Raw genomic sequence first — 18576 nt, forward strand, 5'->3', positions numbered from 1 at the left:
ACTCTACCAACTGCGTCGAACTTAACAAGGGCTGAAAGCCCGAAGTTAAGTAAGACCAACAAGCGTAGCGACGTTAGTTAAGCCCGCATAATTTAGATCTAATTTAATTATAGTAGAAAAAATAGATTTTAACATCTCGCTCACAAAGCTAACGGGCTTTTGGCCAGCGCTTTTTTCTCCTGTTCACGCCGCAAAATATCCTGCGCTGCTGCGCCGGCCATAATGTCTCGAGCCAGCTCCAGTAAAAGCAGCTTCTTATTCAGACTGCGTTTTTCCACCACGACTTCCAGCAAAGTTTCCAGCACGCGGCCGACTTCCGCGCCGCGCGGCCCCAGCCCCATGATGTCAATGCCGTCGACTTTGAGATCGGCGATCTCCAGCGAGGCTTTGTCCACATCGAGGTCGTAGCGCAAAAGTTTGTCGATCCAGCGGTTGAGTTTTTTCTCCAAAATCACCGTGCGCACCTCGGGATGCTCGCGCACGACCGCCGCCCAGCGCACCTGCTTGTCCAGTTCATTCAACGCCGGCCAGCCCAGCAAAGCCGCGCCGTTATCCGGCGCGTCGCTCAGGAGCATTTTATTTAATTCCTCAAAGATCCTTTCTTTGGCCGCCAGATCCAAAAAATCCGGCAGACGCGCGGCCACTTCGCGGGCGGTATTTTCTTCCAGCGTGAAATTTTCCGCGGCGGTATTTTTTTCCGGATCAGCTTGAACCGACAGTGTGGCGAGAAAACGCAAAGCCCGCAGGACACGCAGGCCGTCTTCCGTAAAACGCCGCGCCGGATCGCCGACCGTGCGCAAAATTTTGTTCCGTAGATCTTCCAGTCCGTTGAACTCATCGATCAACTCATTGGCGGCCGGACTATAAGCCAGCGCGTTGATCGTAAAATCGCGCCGCGCCACATCCTCACGGATATCTTTGGTATAGACGATCGCGTCAGGATGGCGGCTATCGGAATAACCAGTCTCTTTACGAAAAGTCGTGATCTGATAATGCCCGCCGTTGAAACGCGCCGTGATCGTGCCGTAAGCCTTGCCGGTCGGCAGCGAATCCGGGAAAATTTCCTCGATCTGTTCCGGCAGAGCATCCGTCGCCAGATCAATATCTTTAGCGGAATCACCGCGCAGAATATCGCGCAGCGCGCCGCCGACCACAAAACAGGCGAAATCTTTTTCCGCCAAAACCGCGGCCAGGTCTTTCACGTTTTGCGGGAGATATTCTCCCAATTTTTTCGCTTTTAGAAACACTGGCAACCTCTTTCCTGAATTCTGAAGCCTCGCTTTTTCACCGCTGGCAGGATTTGGCCAGGGGTTCAACGGCAAGATTTTAACATCAATATTTGGTACAATAAAGCCGCCAAATTGTTTTTACCCAAAGGAGAGACAAAATGATCGGCATTATCATGGGCAGTAAATCGGATCTGGAAATAATGAAAGAAGCCACGGAAATTTTGGATAAGCTCGGCGCCGCGTATGAAATGGAGATCGCCAGCGCGCACCGCAATCCCGAAAAGGTCAGCGCGTTTGCGCGGAGCGCGTCCCAAAAATATAAATGTATCATCGCGGGCGCGGGCAAAGCCGCGCATTTGCCGGGTGTTATCGCCGGCCAGACCACGCTGCCGGTCATTGGCGTGCCGATCAAAACTTCCGATCTGGGCGGTTTGGATTCACTGCTCTCTATTGTGCAAATGCCCAAAGGCGTGCCGGTCGCCACGGTTGCGATCAACGGCGCGCAGAACGCCGGCATTCTGGCCGCGCAGATCTGCGCTTTGACCGACGCCAGGCTTGCTCAAGCCGTCGCGGCCTACAAAGAATCCCTCAAAGCCTGATATGCCTTTCAACTGGCTGGACGGACTGATTACGATCATTTTAGCCGTCAATATGTTGTACGGACTGCGCCGCGGACTGCTGCGCAGTTTTTTCGGCGCGCTGGGCGCTTTGTTCGGACTGCTGTTTTGTATTTTCGGCGCGCCGGCCAGCGCGGAACTTTTGCAGGCGTTTAAAATTCCCGGCACGGCGGCTTATATTACCGCGCTGCTGATTATTTTCGTCATAATTTATTTTCTGATCAACGAGATCGGCCGGCACCTGCAGGCTATTATCAAAAACACCGCGCTACAAACGCTCGATCAGGTCTGCGGATTATTCGGTGGCTTGGGCAAGGGAGTTTTGTACACGCTCTTTATCATCTTCCCGCTGTGGAATAATATTTTCCTCTCGCCGGCCATGACCAAAACTTTTCTGGAATCCGCGCTCGTCAACAAAGGCTGGCCGCTGGTGCGTTTCAGCGAGCCGTTGATCCAGGACTTGTTTCACCATGCCGCGGGCAATTGGCAAAAATATCACAGCGCCCTGCCCAAACGCCTGATCGCGCCGCCGCCCGGCCTGCTGGAAACCATCAGCGCGCCGCCGTCTTTACTGCCGGAATATAAAAGTTTAATCTATTACTAATGGAACTCCCGCTGGAAAATCTCGAAAAACTCCGCCAGGAAATCGCTAAAGCTCTGGGCGTGGAAATTCTGCCGGCGCAGGCCGATTATTTGCTGGAATACCGCGCTAAAGACCAGATCAAGGCCGAGGTCTGGAGAGATTTGCTGCTGCTGCTGACTGACAGCCGGCTGCGCGACGCCAGCAATCTGCCGCCGGGGCACAAAATAATTCTGCTGGACACGCTGCGACTCAATCTGATCCGCGCCAATCAGCCGCTGGACCGCGCGCTATTCAAAACGCTCAAAGAAAAACTGTTGCGCAGCAAAGAAATATTTTTGGATATTCAAGATATTTTAAATTATCAAAAAACGCAAAAAGAAAAATACAAAACGGCCAGTCTGCGCAAGTACGGGCCGGTCAAAGGCGGCACATTTAAAAATCAGCTGCGGGAAAATTTCGCGCAGGCTCTGCAGAAAAAAGATTTTGCGGCCGCGCTGGAAATAGTCCTGCAGGTGCGTTTTCGCAAGATCACCGGCATAACCGGCGTGACGCGGGAATACCTCGACCGCGTACAGATCGAACTGTTGACTATCGCCGGAGAGCTGCGGCTGGACACCGCCAAACTCCAAAAAGGGTTTCTCGAAGACCTGGCCAGATTAAATCTGTCCTATGAACTGCCGGACCCGCAAAAACATTTGATTATCCAGCAAACAAATATTATGTTATAATGATTAAAGAAATTATTTTTAGGAGGCTTTATGGCAGAAAAAGCAAAGAAAAATTGGGAACCCAAAATTATTTATGTTTATTTGGTTTGTTTGCTGGCCATGAGCGTAGTGCTTTTTAATTCCGTGCTGCTGCCCTATAAAATCACCGATTTGATTTTCAACACCTCGCCTTACTATATGAATTCCGACACCAAAATAGACCGGCTGCAAACTTTCAACAACAAATTCAAAAACACTCAAATATCTTTCGAGGAATACAATAAAACACTTGATGAGCAAAGAACCAAAAGCCTGCAAAATGAAAAGGTCAAAAAAATAAAAGACCTCATCAACAGCTTGTTAGCCATTGCCATAGCGGCGTTATTTTTCAAATGGCACTGGGTGATGCGCAAAGACTAGGCCGCCGTCAGCACGCGGCTGCCGCCTTTGACGACGGCAATAGTGTGTTCGTATTGCGCGGAAAGCTGGCGGTCTTTGGTCACGACAGTCCAGCGGTCTTTCAGAACTTCGGTTTCCCAGCCTCCGGCGTTGATCATCGGCTCGACGGCAATGACCATACCTTCCTGTAAAACCAGTCCCTTGCCGGCCTGACCATAATGCGGCACGGATGGAGGCTCATGCATTTGCGTCCCGACGCCGTGCCCGACATATTCGCGCACGACAGAAAAACCCAGCGGCTCGACATGCGACTGTATCGCGTGGCCGATATCGCCGATCGTCGCGCCTGGCCGAATGACTTTGATCGCTTTATCCAGAGCCGTGCGCGCGGCGGTACACAACTTTTTGGCCTGCGGCGAAACATTGCCGACCATATAAGTATAACAACTGTCGCCGACATAACCGTCCAGCGTTACGCCAATATCCACGCTGACAATATCGCCGTCTTGAATAATTTTTTGTTTTGAAGGAATGCCGTGCACAACTTCTTCGTTGATCGATACGCACAATGCCCAGTGATAACGCGGCTCGGACTTAAAAGTCGGGAAGAGGCCGTGCTTGTCGCAAAACGCGCAGGCAAAATTTTCCAGATCCATAGTGTTTAATCCGGGCTGAATATACTGACCGAGTTCCTGAAAAAACAAAGCGTTGTATTTGCCGGCTTCGGCCATTTTCATTATTTCGTATTCGGATTTGAGGATTACCTGATCTTCTGCCACAAACTTGCCCCTTGCCGCTTCGCCCAGTCCGCCGCCGCCAGAATGTCGTCCAGCGTCGGATTATTTATTATAACATGCTTTTGCATAATGTCCTCCAGCAGGCGCGGAATTTCCGTAAAGGCAAGTTTGTCCTGACAAAAAAGCTCCACCGCCGCTTCATTGGCCGCATTGAAAACCGCCGGCATGGTGCCGCCGATCCGGCCGGCCTCGTAAGCCAGAGCCAGCCCGCGGAAATTCCGCAGATCGGGCGCCTGAAAAGTCAGATTTTTTATTTCCAGCAAATTTAATTTTGGCACAACGCCCGCGACGCGCTGCGGATAAGTCAGCGCATACTGGATCGGCAGACGCATATCCGGCAGGCCCAGCTGCGCCAGCACCGAGCCGTCGCGGTATTCGACCAGCGAATGGACAATGGACTGCGGATGGATCAAAACTTCGATCTGCGCGTAAGGAATGTCGAACAGCCAATGCGCTTCGATAACTTCCAGCCCTTTATTGACCAGCGTGGCGGAATCGATCGTGATCTTTTTGCCCATCTGCCAATTGGGATGCTTGAGCGCCGCGGCGGACTTTTGCCGGGACAGCTGCGCGGTGGGCAGGTCGCGGAAAGCGCCGCCGGAAGCGGTCAAGATCAACCGGCTGATGGTTTCCGCCGGATAATTAAAATAGCCGTCCGTGACTTTTGGCGGACAAGCCTGCATGATTGCCGAATGTTCGGAATCCACCGGCAGGAGTTTCACGCCGTGTTTTTTGACCAGCGGCAAAATTATCTCACCGGCGGCGACTAAAATTTCTTTACTGGCCAGCGCGATGTCTTTTTTTAATTTCACCGCCTCGACCACCGGCAAAATACATTTCGTGCCGACCACCGCGGCCAGCACGGTATCCGCCTCGGCAGCGGCCGCGCGCGACAAGCCGTCCGTTCCGGAAAAGACCGCCAGACTGGAAAATTCTTTTTTGACTTTCGCGGCGTCACTCGCGCGCGCGACGGAAACCAATTCCGGCTGAAACTCCTTGATCTGCCGTAACAATAATTCGATATTGTTTCCGGCGGCCAGCGCAGTTACCCGATAATCAGGCAGATTTTTTAAAACGGTCAGCGCCTGCGTGCCGATCGAGCCAGTGGAGCCGAGAATAGAAATTTTTTTCATCGGACAAAGTAAACCACAAAATAATAAAAGATCGGGAAAGTCAGCACAAAAGAATCCATGCGGTCTAGAACGCCGCCGTGTCCGGGCAGGAGCTGACCGGAGTCTTTGGCCTGCAAAGCGCGCTTGAGCAGCGACTCGATCAAATCGCCCATCTGCGCGAAAATCGAAATTGCCGCGCCCAAAAACACCGCCTGCCAAACGTTGATCGGCAAAGCGTTGATCGTAACCGGCCAGCCGCCGATGGAAAAACTCAAGCCTTCAAACGTACTAAATAAAACCGAAGCAATAATCGCGCCGCTCAAGCCGCCAGCCGCGCCTTCTAGAGATTTTTTTGGGCTGATGTCTGGCGCCAAAGGGTGCCGGCCGAAAACGATCCCGACCAGATAAGCCAAAATATCATTAGCCCAGATCACGCCAAACAAATACAAACAATATTCAAAACCCTGCGGCCGCGCGCGTAGCAAGATCAAATGCACATACATCAGGCCGGTGTACAGCACCGAGCGCAGCAAATAAAAAAATCCGCTGCGCAAAAAGAAAATTTTCTTGCAAAATAATTCCAGTACAAAAAACCCGATCACCGCCGCGGAAAGCAGCAAGAAAATATTGTTTTCCCAGGTGTAGCGGCCTTCCGGCAAATAAACGGCCAAAAGCAGCAGCGCCGCTAATAAATAGCCGTAATAAAAATTATCGTGATGTTTTTGCGAATAGAGATTATACATATTGTAGATCTCCAGTAGCGAAACAAACACGCCCAGCAGCACGGCGATAAAAAACAGCTGTTCGCCAAAATACAGCGCGGCTACGACAACCGGCGCGTAGACCGCAATAGTCAGCACGCGCTGCCAGAATTTCCGCAGATTAAATGAGCGGAAATTAAGCATGCAGCGCTCCTCTCCGGCGCTGGCGCCGCTGAAAACCGCGGACTGCCTGCCGGAACAAACGCCCGTCAAAATCCGGCCAGCATTTGCGCGTAAACCAAAATTCCGTATAGGCCGACTGCCAGAGCAGAAAATTGCTGAGGCGCAGCTGGCCGGAAGTGCGGATCAAAAGATCGGGATCCGGCAAATCAGCCGTATACAGATATTTGGCAAAAGAATTTTCCGTCAGTTTTTTTTCTCCAGCCTGAAGCGCCGCGTTGGCCGCGCGGACTATTTCCGCTCGCCCGCCGTAATTTAGCAGGACATTGACCGTCAGCAGCGGCCTGGCGGCATAAGTGGTTTTTTGTTCCGCTATCTTCATTAATTTTTGCAGCTGCGGCGAAAATTTTTTCAGCCCGCCTAAAAAACGGATAGTCACTTTGTTCTGGACCAGATCCGGCACTTTTTCCCGCAAATATTTCAGGAACAAATTCAGCAGATAATCGATCTCCGCTTGGGGTCGTCTCCAGTTCTCCGTGGAAAAAGCGTAAACCGTCAAATATTTCACGCCCAAAGCCGCGGCCTCGGTGGTCACGCGGCGCAATGCCTCCGCGCCCCGGGAATGTCCTGCGGTACGCGGCAAGCCGCGGCGCGCCGCCCAGGTACCGTTGCCGTCCATGATGACAGCCACATGTTTGGGAATATTTCCCGAGTGTAACAATCTGCGTCTTTGAATATCTGTCCAGATACTCAACATTTTTAGATTTCGTTTATCTCTGCTTCTTTGGTCTTGAGTAATTCTTCCACTCTGGCATTATACTGGTCGGTTACTTTTTGCACTTTGTCCTGCAGACCTTTGATCTCATCCTGCGACGCGCCGGATTTTTTCGCCTCTTCCAAAAAATCGCGGCGCAGATTGCGGACTGCGATCTTGCACTCCTCGGCTATGCCTTTGGCGATCTTTTCCAGCTCTTTGCGCCGCTCCTGGGTCAGCTCCGGCAGGCGCACGTAAACCACGCCGCCCTCATTTTTGGGCGTCAGTCCCAGGTCAGACAAAGAAATCGCTTTCTCGATAGCCTGCGCGCTGGAGCGGTCATACGGCGTGATGCTGATAATTTTATTTTCCGGAATATTGATCGCCGCGATGGTACGCAACGCCATTTTTTGGCCGTAAACTTCCACCGGCACATTTTCCACCAGCCCGGGATTGGCGCGGCCGGTGCGCACACCAGCAAAATTGCGTTTCAAGCTGTCGATCGCTTTGTCCATTCTGGCTCTGATTTCCTGTTCTTGCATAAACTTCCTCCTAAATATTTCATATATTCATATAAAGAAATATCCCGCCTATTATATTACAAAATCTGCGAAAATTGGACTGTGATTTTTTTAAAATTTCCTGTACTAGGGTTGACCATACCCGGCGTGGTTTTTGCCCGGCCGTTAGGCAACGCAACCGTTCGAGGCCTCTGGTTTATTATTTCCTGAAAATCGAGTAAAATAATTTGTATTTTGATTATTTCCGGGGAGTTTTTATGACAGTTCGTGTAGTGGTTGGCACGCAGTGGGGCGATGAAGGCAAGGGCAAGATCACCGATCTGCTGGCCGAGCATGCCGATATTGTCGTGCGTTATCAGGGCGGCAACAATGCCGGCCATACGGTCATTGTTGGGCAGGAAATTTTTAAGCTGCATTTGATACCGTCAGGAATTTTGTTCCCCCAAACAGTCTGCGTGATCGGCAATGGCGTGGTTGTCGATCCCGATGTCCTGCTGGAGGAGATCGCCATGCTGCGCGGCCGCGGTGTCAAAGTTAGTCCGGACAATCTCAAAATCTCTTCCGCGGCGCATTTGATTTTGGCCAAACATAAAAAGCAAGACCGTGAGCAGGAGGCCGGGCGCGCGGCGGACAAAAAAATCGGTACGACGGGGCGCGGGATCGGCCCGGCTTATGTTGACAAAATCGACCGGTCTGGCGCGCGGCTGGAAATTTTTTTGCGCCAAAACACGCCGGCGGATTTAAGTGAATTTCAGGAAAAACTGCGGCCTTACGTTATTGACAGCGTGAAATATCTCAATGAAGCTCTGGCCGCCGGCAAAAATATTCTGCTAGAGGGCGCGCAGGGCACTATGCTCGATGTGGATCACGGCACATATCCTTTTGTGACCTCATCCAATCCTACCGCCGGTGGCGCCTGCACTGGCTCCGGCATCGGCCCCACGAAAATTGACGAAGTTTGGGGTGTGGTCAAGGCTTACTCTACGCGTGTTGGCGAAGGGCCGTTCCCGACAGAGTTGTTCGACAAAGACGGGGAGTATTTGCGCGCGGCAGGCGCGGAGTTCGGCACGACCACCGGGCGCGCGCGGCGCTGCGGCTGGTTTGACGCGGTGGTGGTCAAGCACGCGGTTAGAGTAAACGGTCTGACTGATTTAGTGATAACAAAACTGGATGTGCTGGACAAACTGTCGAAAATAAAGATCTGCACGGCTTATGAAATTGACGGCCAGACTGTCGCGGATCTGCCGACCGATCTGGAATTATTTTCCCGTGCCAAACCGGTTTATATAGAAGTCGACGGCTGGCAAAAAGACACGACGCATTGCCGCTCTTTTTCCGAATTGCCTTCAGAAGCCCTGAAGTATATTGCCAGGCTGCAGGAATTGCTCGGCGTGAAGATCACGCTGGTTTCCACTGGCCCGGACAGAGCGCAAGCGATGCGGCGGGATATTTAAAATGTTATAATATATATGATATGAAGTTGCTGTCCATAAATATTTTAATTTCTACAGCTAGGCGGTTAAAAAAGGACGGTTGGAAATTTGATTGGGAAAAATCTTTTGGGGCGGTGTCCCAAAAAATCGCTTTTTTTGATAAAAATGCCATACAAGGTTTGGCAGAGTTTGAGGAAGTTCCCAGTTCACGTTATAATATTATTTATCGTATAGAGCTGGCGCCAGAAAATATTGGCAAAAATAGAAAAATCGAAAATGTAGCGGGCATGTTATTTGCGTATGTGGCTAAAGATTCACTGGACGCCGGATTTGATGGTTTTGTAGTTTTTGACAGTAAAACTATTCTGAAAGACCATTATGTAAATAAATATGGAGCAAAAATATTGTATGGCGACCGTTTGTATTTTGATACTAAAGCCAGCAGAAATTTAGTCAATAGATATTTGAAGGGCAAGAATTGTGTCTAAAAGTTTAATTTTAGTCAGATCGAAAAAAGATATTTTGCAGTATGATAACCGCAAGGCTATCGAGCTTGCTCAAAACTTGGGCAGGCCTTTGACGACAAAAGAATATCAGTCTTTGAAAATAAAGACAGTAAATTCTGGAAAGCCCCGCAAACTTATTTATAAAAAATGACGTTGTATAATCCTGCCGCGCAGGCGATGCGGCGGGATATTTAAGTATGAGAAAAAAACATTAAAAGTTTTTCTGCTCTTGCTTGGCTTAATTGGGATCAGCTGCGCGGATATTTTGAGCGCTATTGACAGCAGACAAAAGAAGCACCTTGCTTTAGCTGACAAGCCTGGCGTCAGGCTCTAGAATTGCAGGCCTATTTTTAAGACGGACTTTCTATTTGGACAGGCTGTGCAAATAGGTCAAACACTCCTGCACCAAATACTCCGGCGCGGAAGCGCCTGAAGTGAGGCCGATGGACTGATATTTTTTGATTTCTGGCGGCAGTTCTTGACAGCTGTCTGCTAGATACGCGCGCGCGCCTGCGGCTTCGGCGATCTCCTTGAGCCGTATCGAATTAGAGCTGTTCCGCGAGCCGATAATGATCACGGCCTCGACCTGCGGCGCGGCTTTTTGTACTGCTTCCTGTCGCGCGGCGGTGGCATAGCAAATATCTTTTTGGCGCGGTTCAATTATTTGAAAATGTTTTTTCAGTTCGGCGATAATTTCCTGCGTATCCCGAATATTTAAAGTGGTCTGGGTCAGCACGGCATACTGCGCGCGCGCGCGCGGCAGACGGGAAACATCCTTCAAATTTTCCACAATGGTGATGTTGTGCGGAGCCTCGCCGTAAACGCCGCGGACTTCCTCGTGCTTTTTGTGGCCAATATAAATGATCGGAATGTTTTTTTGGGTAAACGCCGCCGCTTCCTGATGCACTTTCTTGACCAGCGGACAGGTGGCGTCGATAATTTTCAAGCGGCGTTCTTTGGCCTGCCGGACTATTTCCGGCGCCACGCCGTGCGCGCTGAATACGATGTGGCTGCCAGCCGGCGCCTCCTGAATACTTTGCGCGAAAATAACGCCTTTTTTTTGGTAAACATCAATGATGGTTTTATTGTGCACGATCTCATTTAGAACGTAGACAGGGGAACTTTTTTGCAGCGTGTTGTCCAGCAGCTGTAGGGCTTGACGTACCCCGCGACAAAAACCACGGGGCTCGATCAATACAACTTTCATTTAGAAAACAAAACTGCTGTGCAGGACATAGTAAGACGTGGGCTGCTGGCCGATTTCCCGTCCCAGCTCTTCCGTGTAATACAAGAAACCTACGCGGTACCAGCCGAGATTGGCGCCGAGGCCAAAAGTCGGGTAGCCTTGATTGAGGCCGAGGCGCAGATCGATCAGTCCGTTGAAATACGGCTGCTCCAGACCCAGATGCAGGCGCTGGAAAAACGTGCTGTCCGGCGCGATAAAATCAAAATCCGCGGCGTAAGTCGTGTCCTGCAGTATAAAATTCATAAATCCGTAAGCATATTTAAAAGTCTGCGAGAGCAGAGGCAGGTTGTCATTGGCCGCGTCTTCCGGCTGAAACGGCGGATCGGCAAAAAGCGAGGAACGCAGGGCAAGGCCGAAAGTTGCGGTAAGAGGGATAGCTTGTTTATACGCGGCTGACTCAAAATTATCGAGGTCTTCGTTGCTGGTTACAAATTCATACTGCGTGCCGCGCAGAGTGGTGAAAAGATTTTGCAGCGTTACCGCGGCGGTCACCGTGCCAGCTGGTGTGTCGAGGCCGGTCTGCGCTCCCAGATCGATCCCCCAGCCGGATCCCACGCGTCCGGAAAGCGGCGGCGTGGCGTCTGCGCCCATTAATTCCAGCACTTCCAGAGAAAGCATTTCCGCGTCTTCCTCAGGGTCGTAAAACGACGCGCGGGAGATGTGTTTAAATGTGATGCCAGCCACGGGATTTTTTAGCCGCGAAAAAGATTCCAGCGGTATTTCCCGGGCGTAAGTTAGCGCGAAAACTCCCTGAACACTGCCAGCCAGGTCAAAGCGCGGAGAAAGACGGTTAAGAACTTTGGCGTCAAATTGTCCCTGGCCGTAGGCTCCGAGCGCAAAACTGCCCAGATTGTCCGGGCTGAAAACCAGTCCGGCTGAGTAGCTGCCGCCGCCGCCCAATTTGGCGGGAATAACTTTGCGGAATGTTTCCACAATTTCACTATCTTTATTGTCGCCGTCGCTGCCAGTGTTCCAGTCTACTTTATTGAGAACATCCTGAGTTTCGGCGTTGTAATAAATAGTATTCGGCATAAATAACAGAGGCGGCAGATGAAAAGAACTTTTGATCGCCGCCGCGTGCGCCGGATTGTAAAAATAGGAGTTTTCTCTTTCGACGACCGCTATGCCCGCGCCGCCCATGCCCAAACGTTTGGGGCTGAAATAAGCGGCTGGACGAGCTGCCGCGCAGCCCAGCGCGGAAAGCAGAAGTATAGTTAAAAGTTTTTTCATCTTGTTCTCCTTTGCGTTGCGATCCGATTACAAGCCGAACAACAATTTGACGGCTTCCCAAGACGCAGCTTGCGCCGGCAGATTGGCGTTCTTGATCTCATTGACAATGGCGGTTTTGGCCGTGCTATCTGTTTCGTCTAATAACACTTTGTTAATTTGAGATTTCAACTCAGCAAGTGATAGTTTGCCAGAGCTTGTGCCTTCGTAACCAAATTTTTTGAACAGAGCCTCATCTATATTATCCAGTAAATCTTTGGCGATCTCCACATAGACGCTTTCATTAGTTGTAGGATCACCTTTGGCATTTTTTGCTTTGGCTACAAAATCTATAGAAGCGTCTATTGTTTTTAGCGCGGCATTAGCGGAGGCGACAGCTTCTTTAATGTCCTCGCTGCCATTATCCAGAAAATTAACCGCCATAGTGATGTAGGCTAATTTGTTCGAGCCGAGCGCGGTGTAAAAAGTTTCACAGTCATCCTGATCGGACTTGCCAGAAATGTAATCTTTAAAATCTGATTTTCCCTCAATAATGACCGCATTACGCAGATTGGCCACATGCGCCAGCAGTCCGGCCAGCGCGCCGATCACGCGGTCGGAAGTTTTGTTCGGCCTGGCCTCCAGAAAAAGATCAGCGGCGGCCAGCACGTTGTTCCTATGGGCAGGGTCTGCAATTAAACTTTCCAGTTTGAGCGCCGGACTGCCGGATTTTTTGCCGCCGCCAAGGTCAATAGCGTCCTTATTCAGCGCGACGATGATCGCCGCGAGGTCGATGTCCGAGCGGCCAAGCAAAGCCTGCGCGCGAATTATTTTTCCTTCGGCGCTATTGTCGCCCTGGACTAAATTATAGGCCTTGTCGTACTGGCCTTCGTCGATAGCTTGACGCGCGGTTGCGATGTTGTCCTGTTTGGACTCTGGAGCCGCCCATTGCAGGAGATTGGTCTGTCCGCAGCCGAACAAAACCAGAGCTGCGAAAATTCCTATCAGGATTTTTAATATTTTTTTCATGAAACACCTCTCCTGAAAATTCATAGATGTACGATAACTTACTAATAGCATAGCATATTTAAGTTTAAAATAAACTTATTTGCCCGCTGCTGGTCTGCGGTTTTTCCAGCGTGGACAGGATTTGCGCGGCGCGCGCGGTGATCTCTTCCGGCAGTCCGGCCAGCCGCGCCACGTGTATGCCGTAGCTGCCGCTGGCCGGGCCGGGCGCGACTTTGTGCAGGAAAATAATGTCCTGACCTTTTTCGGCGACAGACACATTGCAATTTTTGATCTGCGGATATTTACCGGCCAGCTGTGCGAGTTCATGATAATGCGTGGCAAAAATTGTGGCTGCGCCGAGACGCAGATAAATGTATTCCGTCAAAGCCCAGGCGATAGCCATGCCGTCATAAGTGCTGGTGCCGCGTCCGACTTCGTCGAGAATTATCAGCGAATTTTTCGTGGCGCTGCGCACAATATTGGCGGTCTCGGCCATCTCGACCATGAAAGTCGATTTGCCGGAAAAAAGATCGTCCATCGCGCCGACACGCGTGAAAAGCCGGTCGACTAGCGTGAATTCCATGCTGTCCGCCGGCACAAAACTGCCGGCCTGCGCCAGCAGCACGAGCAGCGCGGTCTGCCGCATATAAGTGGATTTGCCGGACATATTGGGGCCGAACAGCAGCAGCAAGCGGGTGTCGGCGGGCGCGAGGAACAGATCGTTGGGCACGAACGCCGCTGTCCCGAGCGCCTGCTCCACGACCGGATGGCGGCCATTTTTAATGTAAAGTTTAGCCGCGCTGTCCTTGAGAATACTGGGCCGGACGAAATGTCTCTCCGCCGCGTTTTGTGCCAGAGCCAGCAGCGTGTCCAGCGCGGCAGCCGCCCGCGCGGCGTTTTGTATCTCTCTGGTCGACGCGGCGATACTTTGCCGCAGCTCACTGAAAAGGCGATGCTCCAGTTTTTCTATGCGGCTGCCGGCGCTCAACAGCAATTCCTCTTTTTCTTTTAATTCCGGCGTGATATAGCGTTCGGCGGTGGTTAGCGTTTGTTTGCGGATGTAATTTTCCGGCACGAGATCGCGGTTGGCGTGCGAGATCTCTATATAGTAACCGAAAACCGAATTGTAGCCGATTTTCAGCGATTTAATTCCGGTGCGCTCCCGTTCCTGACTTTCCTGCTCGGCGATCCATTGTTTGCCCGAGCGGCTGATCCGGCGCAGTTCGTCTAGTTCGGCGTTGTAACCGTCACGGAAAATATTACCGGCGGTCACCAGCAACGGCGGTTCATCAACGATGGCCTGGTCGATCAGGCTGCAGATTTCCTGCAGAATTTTTTGTTGAGCGCTGTTATTGAGCGCGGTCAGCAGCGGCGCGGAAAACTGCCGCAGAGTCGGCGTTAAACTCTGCATGACGCGCAGCGATTCTTTCAGATAGACGAGGTCGCGCGCGCCGGCGTTGCCGTTGGTGATGCGTCCGATCAGCCGTTCGATATCATAAACATCTTTTAACAATTCGGTCAGTTCCGCGCGCGCCACCAGATCATTTAACAATTCGCCGACCGCGGCGTAGCGGCTCTCGATTTCCGTTTGGTCCAGCAGAGGATAGCAAAGCCATTCTTTAAGCAGGCGGCTGCCCATGGACGTTTTGGTTTTGTCCAGCAGTCCGTATAGCGAGCCGGTCTTGCCGCCGCTGCGAATAGTCTCTGTCAGTTCCAGATTTTTGCGCGAGGCATTGTCCAGATACATATAGTTTTGCGGCAGATAAGTTTCCAGTCTGGTTAATTGTTTCAGTTCGGTTTTTTGCGCGGCCTTAAAATAATTGAAAACCGCCGCGGCGGCCTGCAAAGCCAGCGGTTTGCTTTCCAGGGCAAAATCCCGCGCCGTATCACGGGAAAAATGCGCCAAAATTTTTAGCGCGCTTTCCACACCTGGCAGATCGACGCGCGTAGCGGGTACGGCCAGATCTGCCGGATTTTCCGCGGCGGTGTAAATGATTTCTTTCGGGTCGAGGCGCAGAATTTCCGCGCGCAGATTTTCCTGTCCATGCAGCTCAGCGGTTTTGAAAACGCCGGTGGAAATATCGGCGAAAGCCAGGCCAAAAGTTTCGTCTTTGCTGTCCGCGCTGGTAATTGCCGCCAGATAGTTGGCCGCTTTGTCGGAAATTAACTTTTCGTCGATCAACGTGCCCGGCGTGATGATCTTGGTGACTTCGCGTTTGGTCAGGCCTTTGGCCAGAGCCGGATCTTCCACCTGCTCGCAGATCGCCACTTTGTAGCCTTTGTTGATGAGCCGCGCGATGTAATTATCCGCCGCATGATATGGCACGCCGCACATCGGCATTTTGTGTTCTTTGCTGCCGCGGCCGGTCAGCGTTAATTCTAATTCCCGCGCCGCCAATTCGGCGTCAGCGTAAAACATTTCATAAAAATCACCCAGCCGGAAAAAAACAATAGCGTCCTGATGCCGCGCCTTGATGTCCAAATACTGGCGCATCATCGGTGTGGCCTCAGGCGTTTCTCTGCGCATGATCAACGTTCGATAGGCCAGTCATGGCCGACGATAAGAGAAAAACTTAAATTCGTGTTGTTCTGCGGCTGGCGCGTCAAAATATTGGCGGGGTTGATGTAAAGTTTGCGCGCCAGAATATGCGCCTCGTCTTCCAGCGCCGTGCCCTGCCAGTTGATAATGATCGTTTCGCCGTAGTCAAAACGGCCGGCGTCTTTGGTATTCCATACTGAATAGCCGAGCGTTTTTAATTTTCTTTCCATATTGCGTCCCATGCCGGCAGCGCCGCTGCCGTTGAGCACTTCGATGGAGAGTTCCGGCGGTTTTTTGAGCGGCGGCAGGCTGGGCGTGTAAAACTCATAGCCGCGGATCACGCGCTGCACTAGATTTTGCGTGCGCTGCCAGTCCGGCTGCAAATAAGCCACGCCATTGATGTCCACCGGCGCGCCGGGTATGGTCACAATATCCAGATGCCCAAGCTGATAGGCCTCCTTGGCGCGGTTGGCCACGTCGATAAAAAGCGACGCCGGCGCGTTGGTCCGCACAAATTTGGCCATTTTAAAGATCATCGTCGGCGCTTTGAAAATAATATTAGCTTTCAGCAGTTTATTGCCGACAGCCTGCAAAAATTTATGCTGCCGCTCAATGCGCCCGAGATCCACCGCCGCGTCGTTGCGGAAACGCACATACTGCAGGGCTTTGCTGCCATCAAGCACTTGATAGCCCGGCTGCAAATCGATGTACAGATCGCCAGCGCGGTCAACATAATACATGCGTTTTTCCACATCGAGCGGCACGCCGCCGATCTGATCGACCAGCGCGGCCAGTCCATTGATGTCGATTTCTATATAGTAAGGGATCGGCGTCTGCAGATAATTGGACACAGCCTCGCGCAGCAGCTGCGGGCCACCGTAAGCGTAAGCGTGGTTGATCTTGGTCTGGCCGTGGCCGGGCACGGGCATGCGGCAGTCGCGCGGTATGGACAGCACGCCGATATATTTCGTGTAAGGATTGAGATTGGCGACCATGATCGTGTCGGCGCGGCGGATATTGTCCGCGCTGTTGTCGACGCCCATGATCAGCACGGTGGTGTTGTTCGAGAGATGCCGCTGCGGAAAAGTCATGGTAAGCAGCTTGACAAGCATGCCAAAAGTTTCGGCGCTGTAATTGAGGACATTGATCAGGATGCCGCTTAAAGCCCCGGCTATCGAAACAATGGCGATAATTATCAGGATTTTCTTTTGCGCGCCGCTGAACATGACGGATGTATTTTAGCACAAGATGCGCTTTTGCAGCCGCCAGTTTAACTTACGCTCTCGTTTTATACAGCCAGGCCGAATTTTTTGGCGTTGGTCTCTCTTTTGATTTTTACGGCCTGCTCCAAATCCCCGTTTTTCCGCAGCAGCCGGCGGATCTCCCGCGCTGCCGGGCCGTGGCGTCCGGGTTCGGAATAATCCGCGACGTAAATTATTTTTTCCAGTTTGCCCATCCCGGCGCGGCCAAGCGTATGATAATGTATCGCGTTAAGGATTTTTTGATTTGTGACGCCGAATTTTTCACGCGCCCAAACCGCGCCCAGCGGACCGTGCAGCAGCAGCGGGTTTTCTCTGTATTTTTTGGCCAAACGCAGGCGGTGCTTTTGGGCTTGCGCTAATAAATAATCCGCGTCGGCAGTTTTGGCGCAGTCGTGCAAAAGTCCGGCGAGATAAGCGGCGTCCGTGTCATAATTGCAGAGCGCGGCGATCTGTTTAGCCCACTCCGCCGTGCGCAAAGAATGCCGGTATTTTTCCGCGGTCAGACTTTGCTGGAGAACCGCCTGGAATCGGTGTAATTTATAAGCTGAATTCGGGGAGTTTTTCTTTGCGGGCATTGGCGTATTTGACGGTCAGTGTGCGTCCTTGCAGTACCAGCTCGGGCGCGTTTTTGATGACCGTCTCCGGGTCTTTATTAACTATATCTACGAAAGCAAAACCGCGCGACCGGCCAGTGTTTTTTTCTTTGACGATACGCACGTCTTTGACCTGCAAATTAGCCTGTGTGGACAGCAACATAGAAATATCTTCAGGCGAGGCTTTCCACGGTACATTGCCAAGATAGATTTGCGCAACTCTTCCTTGCGAAGTTTCTTGAGAATTATTTTCTAAAGTGTCTAATTCCATATTTTTTAACTCTCCCCCGCGCCTATTTTTTAATATAGTTTAGAACTTTTAAAAATAGATTGCAAGAGGAGGAGCGGTTTAATTTTAGGGATATGCTATAATCCGCCCATGAATTTTGGCCGCATAATTACAGCGATGGTTACGCCGTTCAAAGAGGACGGCTCGGTAGATTTTGCCGAGGCGGTGCGTCTGGCCAACTATCTGGCGGACAACGGCTCGGACTCGATCGTGCTAGCCGGCTCCACCGGGGAGTCGCCCACGCTGACCAACGCAGAAGAACGCACACTTTTTAAGGAAGTCAAAAAGGGTCTGGGGCCAAAAGCAAAAGTTATCGCCGGCGCCGGCTCGAACAGTACAGCGACGGCCGTGAAATACACTCAGCGCGCGGAGGCTCTCGGCGTGGACGGCGCGCTGCTGGTCGTGCCTTACTACAACAAGCCGACGCAGGAAGGCTTGTACCAGCATTTCAAAGCGGTCAATGACGCGGTGAATTTGCCGCTGATGCTTTACAATATTCCCGGGCGTACCAGCCGCAACATGGAAGCGGAGACGACTCTGCGTCTGGCCGAGCTGCCCAATTATTTCGCGGTCAAAGAAGCTTCCGGCGATCTGGCGCAGATTAAAAGAATCATCGCCGCCGCGCCTAAAGATTTTCTGACTTACGCCGGCGATGACAATATTGCGCTGGAGGTCTTAAAGGCCGGCGGTTACGGTGTGGTGTCCGTGGCGGCGCATTTGGTCGGTCAACAAATGAAAAAAATGGTCGAGGCTTATTTTACCGGCGCCGTGCCGACCGCCGAGGAGATAAACCGGGAATTACAGGATATTTTTCAGGTGATTTTCATCACGACCAATCCCGCGCCAGTCAAAGCGGCTTTAAATCTGCTGGGCTTTAAATGCGGCGTTCCCCGT

At 51.7% G+C, this 18576-nt stretch carries 20 protein-coding genes; 7 read left to right on the forward strand and 13 right to left on the reverse strand.

The features are described from left to right. Nucleotides 1-140 precede the first annotated feature (140 nt). Entirely contained in the window at nucleotides 141-1247 is a 1107-nt protein-coding gene (locus LBJ25_05490; GenBank protein ID MDR1453407.1) for a CCA tRNA nucleotidyltransferase, read from the reverse strand. 140 nt (nucleotides 1248-1387) lie between these two features. Between LBJ25_05490 and purE the strand changes: the two genes are divergently transcribed. Genes purE through LBJ25_05510 form a run of 4 tightly spaced genes read left to right on the forward strand, consistent with a single transcriptional unit; the run spans nucleotide 1388 to nucleotide 3556 of the window. Then, nucleotides 1388-1828, forward strand: a complete 441-nt coding sequence (gene purE / locus LBJ25_05495; GenBank protein MDR1453408.1) for a 5-(carboxyamino)imidazole ribonucleotide mutase — start codon at nucleotides 1388-1390, stop codon at nucleotides 1826-1828. Between the two features lies 1 nt (nucleotide 1829). Next, on the forward strand, nucleotides 1830-2450 hold the full coding sequence (locus tag LBJ25_05500) for a CvpA family protein (protein ID MDR1453409.1): 621 nt from the start codon (nucleotides 1830-1832) through the stop codon (nucleotides 2448-2450). After that, complete coding sequence (locus LBJ25_05505) at nucleotides 2450-3157, forward strand: hypothetical protein (GenBank protein ID MDR1453410.1); 708 nt, start codon at nucleotides 2450-2452, stop codon at nucleotides 3155-3157. The genes LBJ25_05500 and LBJ25_05505 overlap by 1 nt, the downstream gene beginning before the upstream one ends. Nucleotides 3158-3187: 30 nt before the next feature. Further along, a complete protein-coding gene (locus LBJ25_05510; GenBank protein ID MDR1453411.1) occupies nucleotides 3188-3556 on the forward strand; it encodes a hypothetical protein in 369 nt (122 codons plus the stop codon). On the opposite strand, the gene map is transcribed toward LBJ25_05510, so the two are convergent. From map to frr, 5 genes are read right to left on the reverse strand one after another with little or no spacing between them, the layout of a single operon-like run. Beyond that, nucleotides 3553-4314, reverse strand: coding sequence for a type I methionyl aminopeptidase (gene map / locus LBJ25_05515; protein MDR1453412.1), 762 nt, complete (start codon nucleotides 4312-4314; stop codon nucleotides 3553-3555). The two genes, LBJ25_05510 and map, sit on opposite strands and share 4 nt — an antisense overlap. After that, entirely contained in the window at nucleotides 4296-5465 is a 1170-nt protein-coding gene (locus LBJ25_05520; protein ID MDR1453413.1) for a 1-deoxy-D-xylulose-5-phosphate reductoisomerase, read from the reverse strand. Before LBJ25_05520 ends, map begins: the two co-directional genes overlap by 19 nt. Beyond that, the gene (locus tag LBJ25_05525; protein ID MDR1453414.1) at nucleotides 5462-6349 is read right to left on the reverse strand and encodes a phosphatidate cytidylyltransferase; all 888 of its coding nucleotides are present in this window, start codon (nucleotides 6347-6349) and stop codon (nucleotides 5462-5464) included. Before LBJ25_05525 ends, LBJ25_05520 begins: the two co-directional genes overlap by 4 nt. Continuing rightward, entirely contained in the window at nucleotides 6342-7082 is a 741-nt protein-coding gene (gene uppS / locus LBJ25_05530) for a di-trans,poly-cis-decaprenylcistransferase (GenBank protein MDR1453415.1), read from the reverse strand. Before uppS ends, LBJ25_05525 begins: the two co-directional genes overlap by 8 nt. Nucleotides 7083-7084: 2 nt before the next feature. After that, nucleotides 7085-7621, reverse strand: a complete 537-nt coding sequence (frr, locus tag LBJ25_05535) for a ribosome recycling factor (protein MDR1453416.1) — start codon at nucleotides 7619-7621, stop codon at nucleotides 7085-7087. A gap of 236 nt (nucleotides 7622-7857) precedes the next feature. On the opposite strand from frr, the gene LBJ25_05540 reads away from it, so the two are divergent. Both LBJ25_05540 and LBJ25_05545 read left to right on the forward strand, forming a co-directional pair. Then, nucleotides 7858-9054, forward strand: a complete 1197-nt coding sequence (locus LBJ25_05540) for an adenylosuccinate synthetase (GenBank protein ID MDR1453417.1) — start codon at nucleotides 7858-7860, stop codon at nucleotides 9052-9054. 20 nt (nucleotides 9055-9074) lie between these two features. Further along, nucleotides 9075-9521, forward strand: coding sequence for a hypothetical protein (locus LBJ25_05545; GenBank protein ID MDR1453418.1), 447 nt, complete (start codon nucleotides 9075-9077; stop codon nucleotides 9519-9521). A gap of 382 nt (nucleotides 9522-9903) precedes the next feature. On the opposite strand, the gene ispH is transcribed toward LBJ25_05545, so the two are convergent. The 7 genes from ispH to LBJ25_05580 form a co-directional block, all read right to left on the reverse strand. Then, nucleotides 9904-10746: a 4-hydroxy-3-methylbut-2-enyl diphosphate reductase gene (gene ispH, locus LBJ25_05550; GenBank protein ID MDR1453419.1), complete on the reverse strand. Its 843-nt coding sequence runs from the start codon at nucleotides 10744-10746 to the stop codon at nucleotides 9904-9906. Further along, nucleotides 10747-12015, reverse strand: coding sequence for a hypothetical protein (locus LBJ25_05555; GenBank protein MDR1453420.1), 1269 nt, complete (start codon nucleotides 12013-12015; stop codon nucleotides 10747-10749). It lies immediately after the preceding gene. Nucleotides 12016-12042: 27 nt separating this feature from the next. Continuing rightward, a complete protein-coding gene (locus tag LBJ25_05560) occupies nucleotides 12043-13020 on the reverse strand; it encodes a hypothetical protein (protein MDR1453421.1) in 978 nt (325 codons plus the stop codon). A gap of 64 nt (nucleotides 13021-13084) precedes the next feature. Beyond that, nucleotides 13085-15526: a DNA mismatch repair protein MutS gene (mutS, locus tag LBJ25_05565; protein MDR1453422.1), complete on the reverse strand. Its 2442-nt coding sequence runs from the start codon at nucleotides 15524-15526 to the stop codon at nucleotides 13085-13087. Nucleotides 15527-15528: 2 nt separating this feature from the next. After that, nucleotides 15529-16764 (reverse strand): LCP family protein, encoded by a 1236-nt coding sequence (locus tag LBJ25_05570; protein MDR1453423.1) that lies wholly within the window; start codon nucleotides 16762-16764, stop codon nucleotides 15529-15531. Between the two features lie 62 nt (nucleotides 16765-16826). Further along, the gene (gene yqeK / locus LBJ25_05575) at nucleotides 16827-17375 is read right to left on the reverse strand and encodes a bis(5'-nucleosyl)-tetraphosphatase (symmetrical) YqeK (protein ID MDR1453424.1); all 549 of its coding nucleotides are present in this window, start codon (nucleotides 17373-17375) and stop codon (nucleotides 16827-16829) included. After that, nucleotides 17338-17664: an RNA-binding protein gene (locus tag LBJ25_05580; protein ID MDR1453425.1), complete on the reverse strand. Its 327-nt coding sequence runs from the start codon at nucleotides 17662-17664 to the stop codon at nucleotides 17338-17340. The genes yqeK and LBJ25_05580 overlap by 38 nt, the downstream gene beginning before the upstream one ends. Nucleotides 17665-17772: 108 nt before the next feature. Here LBJ25_05580 and dapA point away from each other — a divergent pair. Further along, nucleotides 17773-18576, forward strand: an 804-nt coding sequence (gene dapA, locus LBJ25_05585; GenBank protein ID MDR1453426.1) for a 4-hydroxy-tetrahydrodipicolinate synthase, incomplete at its 3' end; no start/stop codon positions are given.

Source organism: Candidatus Margulisiibacteriota bacterium (assembly GCA_031268855.1).
Taxonomy (GTDB): Bacteria; Margulisbacteria; Termititenacia; order Termititenacales; family Termititenacaceae; genus Termititenax.